The 14,146-nt window shown below is 68.1% G+C and carries 14 protein-coding genes; 11 read left to right on the top strand and 3 right to left on the bottom strand.

The window, feature by feature from the left end; all coding sequences use genetic code 11:
• Nucleotides 1–89 precede the first annotated feature (89 nt).
• The 4 genes from ACTWQN_RS28365 to ACTWQN_RS28350 all read left to right on the top strand — a co-directional run bounded on the left by ACTWQN_RS28365 (nucleotide 90) and on the right by ACTWQN_RS28350 (nucleotide 4,381).
• Nucleotides 90–1,223: an amidohydrolase family protein gene (locus tag ACTWQN_RS28365; RefSeq protein ID WP_443206654.1), complete on the top strand. Its 1,134-nt coding sequence runs from the start codon at nucleotides 90–92 to the stop codon at nucleotides 1,221–1,223.
• 94 nt (nucleotides 1,224–1,317) lie between these two features.
• Complete coding sequence (locus ACTWQN_RS28360; RefSeq protein ID WP_443206653.1) at nucleotides 1,318–2,019, top strand: FadR/GntR family transcriptional regulator; 702 nt, start codon at nucleotides 1,318–1,320, stop codon at nucleotides 2,017–2,019.
• Nucleotides 2,020–2,037: 18 nt separating this feature from the next.
• The gene (locus ACTWQN_RS28355) at nucleotides 2,038–3,456 is read left to right on the top strand and encodes a four-carbon acid sugar kinase family protein (protein ID WP_443206652.1); all 1,419 of its coding nucleotides are present in this window, start codon (nucleotides 2,038–2,040) and stop codon (nucleotides 3,454–3,456) included.
• Nucleotides 3,457–3,502: 46 nt separating this feature from the next.
• Entirely contained in the window at nucleotides 3,503–4,381 is an 879-nt protein-coding gene (locus tag ACTWQN_RS28350) for an NAD(P)-dependent oxidoreductase (RefSeq protein WP_443206651.1), read from the top strand.
• 124 nt (nucleotides 4,382–4,505) lie between these two features.
• On the opposite strand, the gene ACTWQN_RS28345 is transcribed toward ACTWQN_RS28350, so the two are convergent.
• Nucleotides 4,506–4,841: an Lrp/AsnC family transcriptional regulator gene (locus ACTWQN_RS28345; RefSeq protein WP_443206650.1), complete on the bottom strand. Its 336-nt coding sequence runs from the start codon at nucleotides 4,839–4,841 to the stop codon at nucleotides 4,506–4,508.
• A gap of 117 nt (nucleotides 4,842–4,958) precedes the next feature.
• Here ACTWQN_RS28345 and ACTWQN_RS28340 point away from each other — a divergent pair, with 117 nt between their 5' ends.
• Both ACTWQN_RS28340 and ACTWQN_RS28335 read left to right on the top strand, forming a co-directional pair.
• Nucleotides 4,959–6,482, top strand: a complete 1,524-nt coding sequence (locus ACTWQN_RS28340; RefSeq protein WP_443206649.1) for an AbgT family transporter — start codon at nucleotides 4,959–4,961, stop codon at nucleotides 6,480–6,482.
• 20 nt (nucleotides 6,483–6,502) lie between these two features.
• Complete coding sequence (locus ACTWQN_RS28335) at nucleotides 6,503–7,756, top strand: amidohydrolase (RefSeq protein WP_443206648.1); 1,254 nt, start codon at nucleotides 6,503–6,505, stop codon at nucleotides 7,754–7,756.
• A gap of 392 nt (nucleotides 7,757–8,148) precedes the next feature.
• On the opposite strand, the gene ACTWQN_RS28330 is transcribed toward ACTWQN_RS28335, so the two are convergent.
• Complete coding sequence (locus tag ACTWQN_RS28330; protein WP_443206647.1) at nucleotides 8,149–8,781, bottom strand: TetR/AcrR family transcriptional regulator; 633 nt, start codon at nucleotides 8,779–8,781, stop codon at nucleotides 8,149–8,151.
• Nucleotides 8,782–8,839: 58 nt separating this feature from the next.
• Here ACTWQN_RS28330 and ACTWQN_RS28325 point away from each other — a divergent pair, with 58 nt between their 5' ends.
• The 3 genes from ACTWQN_RS28325 (at nucleotide 8,840) to ACTWQN_RS28315 (ending at nucleotide 12,422) form a co-directional block, all read left to right on the top strand.
• Nucleotides 8,840–9,679 (top strand): class I SAM-dependent methyltransferase, encoded by an 840-nt coding sequence (locus tag ACTWQN_RS28325; protein WP_443206646.1) that lies wholly within the window; start codon nucleotides 8,840–8,842, stop codon nucleotides 9,677–9,679.
• A 158-nt stretch (nucleotides 9,680–9,837) separates the two neighbouring features.
• Nucleotides 9,838–11,574 carry a WXG100 family type VII secretion target gene (locus ACTWQN_RS28320; RefSeq protein ID WP_443206645.1) on the top strand — a complete coding sequence of 579 codons (1,737 nt, stop codon included), beginning with the start codon at nucleotides 9,838–9,840 and terminating at the stop codon, nucleotides 11,572–11,574.
• A 2-nt stretch (nucleotides 11,575–11,576) separates the two neighbouring features.
• The gene (locus ACTWQN_RS28315; protein ID WP_443206644.1) at nucleotides 11,577–12,422 is read left to right on the top strand and encodes a hypothetical protein; all 846 of its coding nucleotides are present in this window, start codon (nucleotides 11,577–11,579) and stop codon (nucleotides 12,420–12,422) included.
• 3 nt (nucleotides 12,423–12,425) lie between these two features.
• Here ACTWQN_RS28315 and ACTWQN_RS28310 read toward each other — a convergent pair whose 3' ends face one another.
• Nucleotides 12,426–12,896, bottom strand: a complete 471-nt coding sequence (locus ACTWQN_RS28310) for a hypothetical protein (RefSeq protein ID WP_443206643.1) — start codon at nucleotides 12,894–12,896, stop codon at nucleotides 12,426–12,428.
• 165 nt (nucleotides 12,897–13,061) lie between these two features.
• On the opposite strand from ACTWQN_RS28310, the gene ACTWQN_RS28305 reads away from it, so the two are divergent.
• Together ACTWQN_RS28305 and ACTWQN_RS28300 are read left to right on the top strand one after the other, a co-directional pair.
• Nucleotides 13,062–13,907 (top strand): helix-turn-helix domain-containing protein, encoded by an 846-nt coding sequence (locus ACTWQN_RS28305; RefSeq protein WP_443206642.1) that lies wholly within the window; start codon nucleotides 13,062–13,064, stop codon nucleotides 13,905–13,907.
• Nucleotides 13,897–14,073: a DUF397 domain-containing protein gene (locus ACTWQN_RS28300; protein WP_443206641.1), complete on the top strand. Its 177-nt coding sequence runs from the start codon at nucleotides 13,897–13,899 to the stop codon at nucleotides 14,071–14,073. The genes ACTWQN_RS28305 and ACTWQN_RS28300 overlap by 11 nt, the downstream gene beginning before the upstream one ends.
• Nucleotides 14,074–14,146 lie beyond the last annotated feature (73 nt).

Here is a 14,146-nt window from a genome sequence, read left to right as displayed (position 1 = left end):
CGGAAGATGCCCGGGCTCGTTCCATACTCGATGTCGGCGCCGAACTGGCGCACCTCGACGGATCCGACGACGCACCGAGAGGACAGCGGATGTCTACTGAGGACCTCGCAGCCGCCATCGACGACCTGCCGCTGGTGGACCACCACGTGCACGGCGCGCTGGCCAGCGCGGTCGACCGGCCGACGCTGGAACTGCTGCTCACCGAGTCCGACCGGCCGGTTCCGGCGTGGATGACCCAGTTCGACTCGCAGCTGGGGTTCGCCATCCGCCGCTGGTGCGCCCCGGTGCTCGACCTGCCGCCGCACGTCGACGCCGCCGACTACGTGGCGCGGCGCGAAGAACTCGGGGCCCACGAGATCGCGCGGCGGCTGCTGGCTGCCAGCGGCATCGAGCACTACCTGGTGGAGACCGGGTACCGGGGTGAGGAGATCCTCTCCCCCACCGAGATGGCGTCGGCGTCGGGTGTCCCGGCCGACGAGGTCGTGCGCCTGGAAGCGGTACTGGAAGACCTCGCACGGGAGGGGGTGGGCGCGGCGGAGCTGTCGTCGCGGTTCCCGGAGGTGCTCGCGGAGCGCACCGAGCGCGCGGTGGGCCTCAAGAGCATCGTCGCCTACCGCTACGGTTTCGACTTCGATCCGCGGCGCCCCTCGCCCGCCGAAGTCGTCGCGGCCGCCAGGAGCTGGCTGCGCTCCGGCACCACCCGAGTGGCCGACCCGGCGCTGCTGCGCTTCCTGCTGTGGTCGGGCCTCGACCGGGGTCTGCCGCTGCAGTTGCACGCGGGCTACGGCGATCCAGACATCGAGTTGCACCGCTGCGACCCGCTGCTGCTGACGCGGTTCATCAAGCTCGTCGAGCCGTTCGGGGTGGATCTGCTGTTGCTGCACTGCTATCCGTTCCACCGCAATGCCGGATACCTGGCGCAGGCATTCCCGCACGTGTACTTCGACGTGGGGCTCGGCGTGAACCACAGCGGAGTCCGCTCCTCCGCCGTGGTCGCCGAGTCGCTGGAGCTCGCGCCTTTCGCGAAGATCCTGTTCTCCTCCGACGCCTGGGGGCCGCCGGAGCTGCACCACCTCGGCGCGCTGCTGTGGCGGCGCGGCATGCGAAAGGCCCTGTCGGAGTGGGTGGACGCGGGCGAATGGTCGGCCTCCGACGCGATCCGGGTGGCCCGCATGATCGGGCGGGACAACGCCCGCCGCGTCTACCGGCTGGCAGCGCGGTGAGCGATCGCCACCCGCTGAACCGCGTCCTTGACGGGATGCGGGCGGAGGTTTAGTCTCGCTCAGGACATCTGACGTCTGATGACAGGAGCCTCGGGTGTCGTTGCCGGACGAGCTCTCCGAGAAGCTGCTCGGGTCGATCATCGACGGCACCTACCCGCCTGGCACCGCGCTGCCTTCCGAAGGGGAGCTCGCCGAGCAGTTCTCGGTGAGCCGGTTGACCATCCGGGAGGCGATCAAAGCGCTGCGGGTGCAGAACGTGGTGCGCATCCAGCGCGGACGCGGCACCTACGTCAACGCCCCGGCGCAGTGGACCGCGCTGGATCCGATGATCCGGGCCGCCACCTCGCCCCGATCCAGCAGCCGGGCCGTCTCGGAAAGCCTGATCGAGGCCCGTCGGCTGCTGGAGATCGGCGCCGCGGAGCTCGCCGCGGTCAAGCGGACCGAGGAAGACCTCGTGCAACTGCGCGAGCAACTGCACGACATGCAGACCGCTGCCGACACCGACGACGTGGAACTGTTCGTCGCCGCCGACATCGCCTTCCACAACACCGTGATGCAGTCCACCGGAAACGTGTTCATCCCGCAGATGTTCGAGCCGTTCGGCCGGTTGCTGATCGAAGGCCGCCGGGAGACCTCCTCGGTGGGCGAGATCCGCGCCAACGCCATCGAGCAGCACACCAAGATCCTGCGCGCGCTGGAATCCGGCGATCCGGCGCGGGCTCGCCAGGCGATGATCGACCACCTCGCGCAAACCGCCGACGACCTGCGCACCCACCTGATCGACAAGCAGGACTGAGCAATGCCGGGAGGAGCAATGCCGCACCCCAGCACACCGGTTGCGATCGACGAGCTGCTGGCCGGGCTGCCGCCGGTCCGCTCGGTCGAGGCGGCCGAGATCGTCGACGGGCCACACCTGGTCATCCTCGACGACGACCCGACCGGCACCCAGACCGTCGCCGACGTGCCGGTGCTGACCAGTTGGTCCACCGAGGACCTGCGGTGGGGGCTGCGGCAGCCGGGGCGCGCCTTCTTCGTGCTCATCAACACCCGCAGCCTCGCCGCCGAGGACGCCGCGGCCCGCAACCGCGAAGTCGTCGACGCGCTCACCGCGGCGGCCCGGGCCGAAGGCGTGGACTTCGTGCTGGCCAGCCGCAGCGACTCGACGCTGCGCGGCCACTTCCCGCTGGAAACCGATGTGCTGGCCGACGAACTGGACCGGCATGGTCGCCCGGTCGACGGTGTCGTGATCGTGCCCGCCTTCCCGGATGCCGGTCGGATCACGATCGACTCGGTGCACTGGACGCGAACCGCCGACGGGATGGTTCCGGCCGGGGAGACCGAGTTCGCCCGCGACGCCAGCTTCGGCTACCGCAGTTCGAACCTCCGCGATTGGGTCGCGGAGAAGACCCGGGGCCGGGTCGCGGCCGAGGACGTCATGGCGATCACGCTGACCGACTTGCGCACCGGTGGGCCGGAGCACGTCGCCGGTCTGCTGAGCGGGGCGCGCGACCGGCGGCCGATCGTCGTGGACGCGGCCTGCGACGACGATCTGCGGGTGCTCGCGCTCGCCCTGCACCGGGCGGAATCGCAGGGCACCCGGCTGCTCTACCGGGTCGGCCCGGCATTCGTCCGGGCCCGCATCGGGCAGGACGCCAGCCCGCCGCTGGACGGCGCCGCGCTGCGCGCGTACGGCGCTGGGCACGGACTGATCGCGATCGGCTCGCACGTCGGGCTGACCACCGCCCAGCTCGCCGGGCTGCGCGAGCTCGGCGGCATCGAAGAATTCGAACTGGACGTGCCGACGCTGCTGGATCCGTCCACTAGGGACGATCACATCGCCGAGGTCAGCGCCCGTGCGGCGCAGGCGATGTCGCGCTGCGACGTGGTCATCCGCACCAGCCGGACCCTGGTCACGGGTGCGGATGCGGACGACAGCCTGACCATCGCCCGCGCGGTGTCCGCCGCCCTCGTCGAGGCGGTGGCCGCGACCGTGCGGCGGCACCGGCCCGGGTTCGTCGTCGCCAAGGGCGGAATCACCTCCAGCGACATCGCCACCGACAGCCTGCACATCCGCCGCGCGATCACCAGGGGCACGCTGCTGCCCGGCATGGTGTCGCTGTGGGAACCGGTGACCGGTGCGTCCGCCGGGATCGCCTACATCGTCTTCCCCGGCAACGTCGGGGACGAGCACGCCCTCGCCCACGTCGTCCGCACCCTGCGCACTCGTGGGTGATCTCGGTGGTAACAGCACGCAGCAGCACTCACGACCGGAGGAAGACATGGCCACGCCACGGGTTTCGGTGATCGGCCTCGGCGCGATGGGGCTGCCGATGGCCAGCCATCTCACCGCCGAGTTCCCGGTGACCGCGTTCGACGTAGCCGCGCAGCAACGCGCCCGAGCCGCGGAGCAGGGCGCCACCCCGGCGGCGAGTCCGGCCGAGGCCGCCGCCGACGCCGATGTCGTGCTGCTCGCGCTCCGCGACCAGCAGCAGGTCGACGAGGCCCTCTTCGGCGCGCAGGGTGCCGCGTCCACGCTGCGTTCGGGCGCGGTCGTGGTGCTCACCAGCACCGTCGGCCCGCAGGCGGCCCGAGCCACGGCGGCTCGGCTGACCGACCAGCGCTTCGTCGACGCCCCGGTCAGCGGCGGCCCGGCCCGCGCCGGAACCGGCGACCTGCTGATCGTCGTCGGCGCCGACGACGAGGCGCTGGCCATCGCCCGCCCGGTGCTCGAACGGCTCGCGTCGACGGTGACCGTGATCGGCCCCAACCCCGGCGACGGGCAGGCCCTCAAGGCGATCAACCAGCTGTTGGCCGGGGTGCACATCGCCGCTGCCGCCGAGGCGGTGGCGCTGGCGCGCGGCATCGGCCTGGACCCGGGCGTGGTCATCGAAGCGCTCAGCCAGGGCGCGGCCAGCTCGTTCATGCTCGCCGACCGGGGTCCCCGAATGCTGGAGGCCTACGGCGACGGAGCGGAAGTCCGCTCGCGGCTGGACATCTTCGTCAAGGACATGGGCATCGTCGGCGAACTCGCCCGCGACGCCCACGTGCCGACCCCGCTGGCCGCGGCCGCGCACCAGCTCTACCTGATCGGCGAGAAAGCGGGCCTCAGTGCCGCCGACGACTCCACCATCGTCACCGTCCTGTCGCCGAAGGACTGAACCCGCGGCGGACCCGGGTGGCGGACGGGGTGGACGATTTCGCGCGAAACCGCCGCTCCGCGTGGGGCGGAGATGGCGATTTCGCGCGAAATCGCCAACTCCCCCACCACCTCCGAACAGGTGCTCACGCGGAACTGAGGCCCAGCAAGGTTGGCTGGGTGTCCAGGCGGAGTTCTGCCCGGCGCAGAAGCGGATTTCCGGCAGCTTCGCCAGGGCTCGCCCCACTTCGGACAACTCGTCGGGCGCCACGCTCGCCCAGAAGATCGCCGAGACCGGTCAGCCGAGCGTAGGCGGTCATCCACACCAAGCCCAGCTCGTTGATCCGCTGCCAACGGCGCGCCACCGTGCTCGGATCGACGCCCAGCACCGAGCCGAGGACCTGCCAGGAGCCGCGCGGGGCGATCTGCACGGCATTGACCAGCGCCAAGTCGAGCTCGTCTAAGGTGGACGAATCTTGCATGCACGAACCTTCATCTGACCGTTTCCGGCAATCCAAGCAACGCGGCTGACGGCTTGTCCACCCTGTCTGCACTGCGGGATCCAGCCCGCAGCGAGTTCGACTGCGCTCGGAGAGCACATGGACACAGCGCGTACCCGGACCACCCGGCTGGACCGGATCTTCGCCGGAATCGAACGGCTCGGCGCCAAGATCCCCGAGCCGTTCTTCCTTTTCGTCTACCTCTTGATCGCGCTGGCGGTGATCTCCACCGCGGTGGCGGCCTTCGGCGTCACCGTCGAGGTGCCCGGCAAACCCGAACCGGTCCCGGTGCACGCCGTGCTCAGCACCGAGGGCCTGGTGTGGTTCCTGACGAACTTCGTGGACAACTTCATCGGTTTCCCGCCGCTGGGCACGGTGCTGGCGATGATGCTCGTCGTCGGCTTCGCCGAGCGGACCGGATTCCTGTCCGCCGCCGTCACCCTGGCCTTCGGCCGAGCGCCGCGCTGGCTGCTGCCCTACGCGGTGGCGTTCGTGGCGTGCCAGGGGCACGTGATGTCCGATCCGTCCATGATCGTCATCCCGCCGCTGGCCGCGCTGATGTTCAAGGCCGCCGGTCGGAATCCGGTGGCCGGGTTGATCGGTGCTTTCGCCTGCGGCGCAACGGGTTACGGCGGCGGAATCCTGATCGGTTCGCTGGACGGGCTGCTGGAGGGCATCACCAGCAAGGCGGTCCAGATCGCCCCGCTGCCCACCGAGGTGCACACCCACATCGCGATGAACTACTTCTTCGCCGCGACCGCCGGGCTGCTGCTCCCGCTGGTGGGCGGGTTCCTGATCGACCGGGTGCTGGAGCCGCGGCTCGGGCCGTGGACGGATCCCGACGCGGAGCAGACGACGGAACTCACCGCACGGCAGCGCAAAGGTGTGTGGCGCGCGCTCGCGGTGCTCGTCGGTTACGCCCTGCTGGCCTTCGGGGCGTGGCTGGTGCCGGGCAGCTTCCTGCGCGGCGACGGCGGCACGCTGGTTCCCTCGCCGTTCCTGGACAGCCTCGTCCCGCTGATCATCTTCGCGTTCCTGCTGGCTGGGGTGGCCTACGGCGTCACGGCGGGCACCGTCACCAAACGCGCCGACGTGCCGAGGATGATGACCGAGACCGTCAAGGACCTGGCCGGTTACATCGTGTTCATCTTCGTCGCCGCCCAGTTCATCGCCCTGTTCACCTGGTCGAACCTGGGCACCCTGATCGCCGTCGGCGCCGCCGACGGCCTGCGCGCGGCGCACCTCACCGGTTTCCCGGCCATCCTGGTGATGATCCTGCTGGCGACCGTGGCGAACCTGTTCATCACCTCGGGTTCGGCGCTGTGGTCGCTGCTGGCGCCGGTGATGATCCCGGCGTTCACCATCCTCGGCTACGACCCGGCGTTCATCCAGGCCGCGTACCGGATCGGCGACTCGTCCACGCAGGCGGTCAGCCCGCTCAACGCCTACGTCTACATCCTGCTGAGCGTGAACCGGAAGTACCAGCCGGAGACGCAGTTGGGCACGCTGCTGGCCAGGCTGAGCATCTTCGTGCTGCCGTTCTTCGCGGTGTGGTTGCTCATCCTCGCCGTCTTTTACTTCTTCAACCTGCCGGTGGGGCCGGGCTCCGGCATCCGGCTGTGACCGTCTACAAAGGAGAGAACATGCAGTTCGACGAGCTCGTGGCGCTGCGACGCGACTTCCACCGGTACGCCGAGCCCGCGTTCCTGGAGATCCGCACGTCCAGCATCGTCGTGTCACACCTGCGGAAACTGGGCCTGCAGCCGCTGACCGGGCAGGCCGCGATGCGGGCCGACACGGTGGTCGACTACCCCAGCGCCCAGCGGCGCGAGCTGTTCGCCGAGCGCGCGGTGATCACCGGGGCCGATGCCGCGAGCGTCGAGCACGCCGCCGAGTTCGGCACCGCCGTGATCGCCGAGGTCAGCGGCAACCGCCCCGGCCCCACCTGGGGGCTGCGCTTCGACATGGACGCGCTGCCGCTGACCGAATCCGACAGCTCGGAGCACACCCCAGCCGCACTCGGATTCCGCTGCGACTACGGCGCTATGCACGCGTGCGCGCACGACACCCACACCACCATCGGTCTCGGGCTGGCCAGCCGGTTGGTCGCGGACAACGACTTCGCGGGCACGGTCCGGTTCCTGTTCCAGCCCGCCGAGGAAGGTGGCCGTGGTGCGGCGTCGATGCTCGCAGCGGGCGCCGCCGACGGCATCGACCGGTTCGTGGCGGTGCACCTCGGGCTCGACGAACCGGCCGGGAAGGTCAACGGCGGCATCCGCGGCCTGCTGGCCACCACCAAGATGCGCGCCAACTTCACCGGCACGGCCGCACACGCCGCAGGAGCGCCGGAACAGGGCGCCAACGCACTCGTCACCGCGGCGAGCGCGCTGCTCAACGTGATGGCGCTGCCGCGCTACTCCACTGCGGACACCCGCATCAACGTCGGCACCCTGCACGGCGGTGACAACGTGAACATCGTGCCGTCCTGGGCGGAAATGACACTGGAAGCCCGCTCCACGGATTCCGGGGTCAGCACGGATCTGACGGAGCGAATCAAGAACGCGCTGCGCGGCGCGGGCACGATGCACGGGGTCGCCGTCGACGTCGTAGAAACCGGCGGTTCGGCCACCATGGACTGCGACGCGGAACTAGTCGACACCATCAACCGCATCGCGGCCGAACTACCAGAAGCCACAACGGGTTCCGGCTACCAAGAGATGGGCGGCAGCGATGATGCAAGCCTGTTCGCCCGCACCGTCCAGCAACAGGGCGGCATCGCCACCTACATGACAGTCGGCGGCGGCAACACCGCACCACACCACAACCCACTGTTCGACATCGACGAAACCGCCATCCCAGTCGCCCTCAACGTCATGGAACACCTCCTCCGCCGCTGACACCCGACTGCAAGTACGGTGACAGGAACGGGGTGAGGGGCACCCGTGACCCAGTTACTTGGTCACGGGTGCCCCTCACCCCTCACCTGAATGGGTCGCGAGTCGAGTGCGACGCTGGAGTGGTTTCGGACAACCCTGTCCGGCCAACACATCGACGGCACCGGCTCGTCCCGATCGATCGCCACCAGTTCGGCGCCGACCGGGACCGGCCCCGTTCGACCGCGAGCGGCGCCACATCACGTCGTGGCCACGCCGCAACGCGACGGCAACAACTTCCTTCGACAGGAACGAAGTTCCACCCGGCACGAGGATTCGCATGTCCTCGACCCTGCCCGGCACTGCACCGGTCGTCGACCACAATCGCTACCGGTGAACACGCCCCAGGCCGGATGTCAGGGTTGGCAGAGCTGGGCGCGAAGGGTGTCGAAAGCCCACTGCTCCCACTGCTGCGGCGCCCAGCCGCGGTCGCGCACCAGCAGCAGGTAGAGCTCGGGGCTGAGCAGGCCGAACAGCACGTCGGCGGCGTGTTCGGCGGACAGGTCGGCGCGCACACCGGGTTTGGTGACCAGCACCTTCGCCGCAGCCGCCTGGACGGTGTAGCGCGGGTCGGCGTCCTGCTGCCACAGATCCGCGATCTCGGGGTCCGCCGCGGCGGCGATGCGCAGCATTTCGCTGATCGTGGCGACCCGCTCCATGATGTGCCGCACGCCCGCGACATGCGCCCGCAGCTGGGCCTCTGCGGTCTCGGCGTCGAGGGCCGCGCGGAACCACGGCCGGTCCATCGTCGCGATCGGCTCGTCGTCGCCTGCGATCGCGGTGTCCACGACCTCCTTCAGCAGCGTTCGCTTGTTGCGGAACGTGAAGTAGATGGTCTGCACCGCGACCCCGGCCCGGTCGGCGATGTCCTGCAGCGGCGTCGCGCCATAACCGCGCGCGACGAACAGCTCCCCGGCGGCCTGCAGCATCCGCAGCCGTGTCTGCCGGGCCTTCTCCGCCCGCTTGCCGCCCTTGTTGACCGGACTCATACCCGGAGTCTATAACTAGAGTCGAACACTAGAGAACGACTCTAGCGAGAGGGACGTCATGCAACCCGTGGTCAACGTGCAACAGGCCGAAGCGTGGAACGGTTGGGAAGGCGAGCACTGGGCGGAGAACCCGGACCGCTACGGCGGAATGGTCGACGATTTCAACGAATCCTTCTTCACCGCCGCCGAGATAGGCGAACGGGACCGCGTCCTCGACGTCGGATGCGGCACCGGGCACATCACCCGGCTGGCCGCCGCGAAGGCAGCGCGCGGTCGGGTCGTCGGCATCGACCTGTCCGCCCCGATGCTGGCCCGCGCCCGCGCCGACGCCGAAGGCATCGCGAACGTCGCGTTCGAACAGGGCGATGCTCAGGTTTACCCGTTCCCGGACGGCGAATTCGACGTTGCGGTCAGCCGCGGCGGGGTCATGTTCTTCGCCGACCTGGTCGGCGCATTCGCCAACATCCACCGCGCCCTGCGCCCCGGCGGCCGACTGGTGTTCATCTGCCCCACGGCGCCGAGCCCGGACGGCGACTACGGCCGGGCGACGGCCGCGCTGCGCGAGTTCTCCCACAGCCCATCACCCGCAGCCCACGGGATGATGTCCTTGGTGGACCCCGAACGCATCCGCGAGGTGCTCGGCCAAGCCGGATTCGGCGACATCACCATCGACTCCGTCAATGCGACGATGACGCTCGGCGCGGATGCTGCCGACGCCGCCGCGTTCATCTGCTCCACCGGACCGGCCCGCTTCAACCTCCAAGGCCTCGACCAGAACACCGTCGACCGGATTCGCGATGGTGTCCGGGACGGATTCCGGCCGTACGAAACCCCGCAGGGCGTGCGTCTTCGCGGCACCGTCTGGCTGGTCACCGCCACCCGGCGGAGTGATGAGTGAAGGGCACCTTTGACCGGCATAGTCGGTCGAAGGTGCCCTTCACTCGGAAATAGCTGCTCCTGGAGGGGGCGCGCTGATCACAGTTCGCTGAAACCGGTTGATCACTGGTTGGGCGTGGCCTAGGACTGTGGGGTTGCCGCGGTTCTAGGGGGAACGGGATGGATCGGTTCGCTGTTCGTTACGCCGCGATCGGTGAGGCGTGGGAAAGCGTGCGCGACGCCACCGGGCAGATCCGGACGAAGCTGGCCGATCTCGACGGATCACTCGGGCCGCTGCGGGCGTCCTGGACCGGGCAGGCTGCGGAGAGCTTCGAGGTCGCACGGGCGACGTGGGTTCGCGAAGCCGAGGAGATGACCCAATTCCTCGACGACATGGCGGACCTGCTGTCGCTGATCGACGAGAACTACGGCAGCGCGCACCAGGCGAACCTGGCCATCTGGGATACCGGTGGGGCATCGGGCGGGTCGGCGACCGTGCCGATGTCGGCGGGCCCGGCCGCCGGGCCCGATGGCGAGGTCGACGTCTCCGTCGAGGAACTGCGCCGCGCCGCGCGGTCGTTCCACGGACTCCAGCAGCAGCTGGCCGACAACATGGGCTGGATCAGCCGGAACCTGCACGGCAATGCCGTCGGCATGGCCGGAGCCGACCCGGTGCTGGCCCCGTGGCGCACCCTCTACGACGACACAGCGCGGGCGGTGTGGGCGGTGCTCGGCGCGGCCACCGACCTGCTGGGCGGCATCGCGCAGGGCATGACCGACACCGGCAACAACTACATCGACTCCGAAGAAGCCTCCATCGCCGGACACGGCGCCGCACTGCCCGAACGATTACCCCAGCTCCCGGTCGACACCGTCCTCCCAGGCCCCGAACCCCCACCCAGCGGCTCGGGCGCCCCGGCGCAGGCCTTGGAGGACTGGGGCTACGAGTACTGGCCCGACGGCGACCCCGAGAAGCTGATGTTCGCGTACGACGAGTGGAAGCGCTTCGCCAGCACGCTGCGGGACGTCTCGCGATCCGGCGATGAACTGATCAGTGGTTTGGTGGAATCCAATCGCGGCGCGGTCTTCGACAGCATCCGCCAGTACTGGGCCACCAAATCCCAGCTGTGCGGAACCTCGGAGATCCTGCCCGTGCTCACCTCCGCGTGCAGCGCATTGAGCGAATCGTCCAGAGTCCTGTCCAAGGCGGTGCGCAACGCCCAGGCGAGCATCGCGAGGCTCAACGAGATAGTGGGCGATCTGGACATCTTCTCCGCGCTCGGCTTCTTACGGCGAAATCCGATCGCCTCGCTCGCCGAACTGGGTGCCGAGGCAGGCAAGTACATGGCGGTCCAGACGATCACCCCCAAAATCAAAGCAACATACGAGTACGAGCGCGGCGAAGCCATGCAGTTGCTGACAACCGGCGTCGCCGACCGGCTGCACGACTGGGCACGCAGTGCCGAGGCAGTCACGCTGGACTCCGAGCGGCGGGCCTACGATCAGGCAGACCATGGACTCGAACAACACCTCGGCACCGCGCCGTACGACGCCTGGACAGGAGTGGCCGAGCCACACCCCGCCCCGGCATCCGTGCACATCACGGCCGACCGAGCGACCCACATGCTCGACGGCGACCCGCCGCCAAAGACCGCAGGCGGCCATCTCGCCGGGACCGGGAAACCAGGGAAGACCGAGTTTCCTCCCGGCTGGAGCCGAACAGACATTCTGAATCGGGTTCAAGACGTGGCGAAGGATCCGGATAGTCCGCCGGTACTTCAGCCAAACGGCCGCTGGAAGGCCGTCGGCGTCCGGGACGGCGTTTTCATCGAGGTCGTCCTCGACGGGAACGGTAGCGTCGTCACCGGCTACCCCAAGAGCGGACCTGGCGTGCACGAGAATCCGAGAGAAATGTGACCATGAACGAAGTCGAATTCATGAACAGGACGGACGCTCTTTTTCAGGGAATGCGGGAGCGCATTCCCCAAGAGACGTACTCGTTCATGTCCAGCGCAGCGCATGCTGGCGAGCACTACGAGGTTCTCGACGTGCTGTTGGCCATGCTCAAGAAGAAATTCTTCCCAATCTCGCGGCCAGAGAGGGACGAGCTTCGCGCGATCATGGAATCAGTCCCCCTCCCGATCGACATGTGCGACTTCATCAATGACTGGGAGAATATCGTCGCCTCGCTGAACGTCATCGATGATGAGCCCGTCCGGGACGAGCCCGAACCGCCGGTAGCGTCCGGTCCGTCGGTGATCGTGCACGAGAACCCCGACTTCGATCGCACGTTGCGGACCCAGGTCGGGCTGCACGTCGATCTGCCGCCCCGGTTGTACGAGCCGTTCGTGGATCACTTCACCGCCGCCGTCGGGGTCGGTGTCGAGATCAACCTCGCCCGCACCAACCCCGACCAATACCTGCGAGACGGCAAGGTGCACAAACCCACGCAAGCGGAAACTGAGTTCGTGCCCGTACTGCTCAGCATGATCAGCACGGGCTCGATCTGGGGCGGCGGCATCCTGCTGCGCGGCTTCGAACAGTGGTGGACCAAAGGCCGTTCTGACGCCGAGCACCTGATCCGGCAGATCCCCACGATCCTGGCGGCGGAGCGCTACGGTGGCGACAACTTCCACATCGCCCTCGCGGACCTATCTTCGTCCACGGTGGAGCAGGTGCTCACCGTTCTGGCGGAATCGGGGGTGCTGGACGCATTCCCCGAGCCCGTCCCACCAGTCCCGGTGTTCAAGTACCCGCCGATGTGAGGGTCAGGCTCGCGTGGCGAGCCAGCCGAAGCGGCGCAGGGCGCTGGCGAGGCGTTCGGTGTCGGCGGCCAAGCGGCCCAGGCGTGCGGTGTCCACATCACCGGTCGGGATGCGGTGCGCTTCGTCCGCCAGATCCTGTTGCAGCACCTGCATCGCGGACGCCATCTCGCGTGGCGTATCGATCCGCGCCGGGATCATCCCGTCCACGGATGTTCGGTCGGCGAGACCCGGAAACCTGACCGCCACAAAGCAATCCGCGCATTCATGCACTCCCACCGACAGCCCAGGGCGCGGCTCCCCAGGTGGCGAGCACTCCTCCACCTCGCCAGCCTGAAACACCTGTCGGCACCAAGACCGGACCAAGGAATCGCTTGCGCCGCAACGGATATGCGCGAACCGGCACCACTCCGGCACAACCTCCTGCCGGTACTGGAAATACCGATTCTGATTGGCTGATTGATCGACGGGTTGCATGAGACGCCCTCCCAGCGCAAGCGTTTAGGTTGCCACGATGTGGTAATTCCTAACTTTGGCGCGAACTGGCATTATCAACAACGTTGTGACCGTGGGCGCAACAGGTGAGTCCGACGGCAATGCCCGGCGAAGCCGCTGTTGCGGACCTGACAACGGAGACGCGCTATGACCAAGACACCGAAAGGCCGCGCGCTGGGGAACGCGCTACGCCAGGCAAGGCAGGAGCAAAACCTCACGCTACGGGAGTTCGCCACTCAGCTCGGACGTGATCCCGGAGTGCTGTCAAGATGGGAGACCGGAGACCGCACCCCCAAACCCGAGCAAGTTGCGCAGATTCTCACGTCGCTTGGCGTCAACGGTGACCGGTACGAAGAGATCGTAGATCTGGCCTACGGCGCGGATGACTCGAACTGGGTCGCCACGACGCTTCCAGCTCAGCGCCAGCAACTGGCGGCCTTCATCGACTTCGAGCAGAACGCGACGAAGATTCTCGAAGTGTCGCCACTACTGATTCCCGGACTGCTCCAGACAAACGACTACGTCCGGGCTGCCATGACGGCAGCGCGCGTTCCAGCCAGCGAGCTGGCCAGCCGAGTGGCCGTTCGGATCGGGCGCCGCGAGGTGATCACGTGCGATCGACCCACTCCGTTCACCGCACTGATCGGCGAAGCCGCCATCCGACAGCTACTCGGCGGCAGAAAGGTGATGATCGAGCAGCTCAGGTATCTACTCGAAATGGCCCGTCGACCCAACGTCGACCTGCGGATCTTCCGTTTCGATAGCAGCTGGCACCCCGCACTCGCAGGACAATTCCACCTCATTGAGACCACTGATAGCACGATCGTACACCTGGAAAACCTCAAATCCGCATTGTTCTTGCACGAGGACTCAGACGTACGCACCTACCGGCTAGCGGCAGAGAAGGTACTTGACGTATCGATGAACCAGGCCGAGTCTGCCAAGCTGATCAGGTACATCGTCAAGAACATGGAGAAGGACAGTGAATGCTGAGACAACCTGGCGCAAGTCCAGCTACAGCCCCAACTCCGGGACCTGCGTCGAGCTCGCGAGTTCCTTAGACCGCATCCGCGACTCCAAGGACCCGCACGGGCCGACGCTGCGCGTCGACGTCGTTGGGTTCGTACGAGCCGTCAAAACCGGACGGTTCGACCGCTGAACATGGGTCGGCCCCGCCCGAGCTAAGGCGGGGCCACCGTAGGCAGGGGTTTGGGGGGGGGGGGGGGGGGGGG

Origin of the sequence: Saccharopolyspora antiqui (assembly GCF_052246905.1) — a bacterium.
In the GTDB taxonomy this organism is placed as follows: domain Bacteria; phylum Actinomycetota; class Actinomycetes; order Mycobacteriales; family Pseudonocardiaceae; genus Saccharopolyspora.
This window is presented reverse-complemented; position numbering and strand designations above follow the sequence as displayed.

Coding starts and splice junctions, on each gene's coding strand:
- ACTWQN_RS28365 (WP_443206654.1), top strand. CDS start 90: ATGTCTACTGAGGACCTCGCAGCCGCCATCGACGACCTGCCGCTGGTG.
- ACTWQN_RS28355 (WP_443206652.1), top strand. CDS start 2,038: ATGCCGCACCCCAGCACACCGGTTGCGATCGACGAGCTGCTGGCCGGG.
- ACTWQN_RS28350 (WP_443206651.1), top strand. CDS start 3,503: ATGGCCACGCCACGGGTTTCGGTGATCGGCCTCGGCGCGATGGGGCTG.
- ACTWQN_RS28345 (WP_443206650.1), bottom strand. CDS start 4,841: ATGCAAGATTCGTCCACCTTAGACGAGCTCGACTTGGCGCTGGTCAAT.
- ACTWQN_RS28340 (WP_443206649.1), top strand. CDS start 4,959: ATGGACACAGCGCGTACCCGGACCACCCGGCTGGACCGGATCTTCGCC.
- ACTWQN_RS28335 (WP_443206648.1), top strand. CDS start 6,503: ATGCAGTTCGACGAGCTCGTGGCGCTGCGACGCGACTTCCACCGGTAC.
- ACTWQN_RS28330 (WP_443206647.1), bottom strand. CDS start 8,781: ATGAGTCCGGTCAACAAGGGCGGCAAGCGGGCGGAGAAGGCCCGGCAG.
- ACTWQN_RS28325 (WP_443206646.1), top strand. CDS start 8,840: ATGCAACCCGTGGTCAACGTGCAACAGGCCGAAGCGTGGAACGGTTGG.
- ACTWQN_RS28320 (WP_443206645.1), top strand. CDS start 9,838: ATGGATCGGTTCGCTGTTCGTTACGCCGCGATCGGTGAGGCGTGGGAA.
- ACTWQN_RS28315 (WP_443206644.1), top strand. CDS start 11,577: ATGAACGAAGTCGAATTCATGAACAGGACGGACGCTCTTTTTCAGGGA.
- ACTWQN_RS28310 (WP_443206643.1), bottom strand. CDS start 12,896: ATGCAACCCGTCGATCAATCAGCCAATCAGAATCGGTATTTCCAGTAC.
- ACTWQN_RS28305 (WP_443206642.1), top strand. CDS start 13,062: ATGACCAAGACACCGAAAGGCCGCGCGCTGGGGAACGCGCTACGCCAG.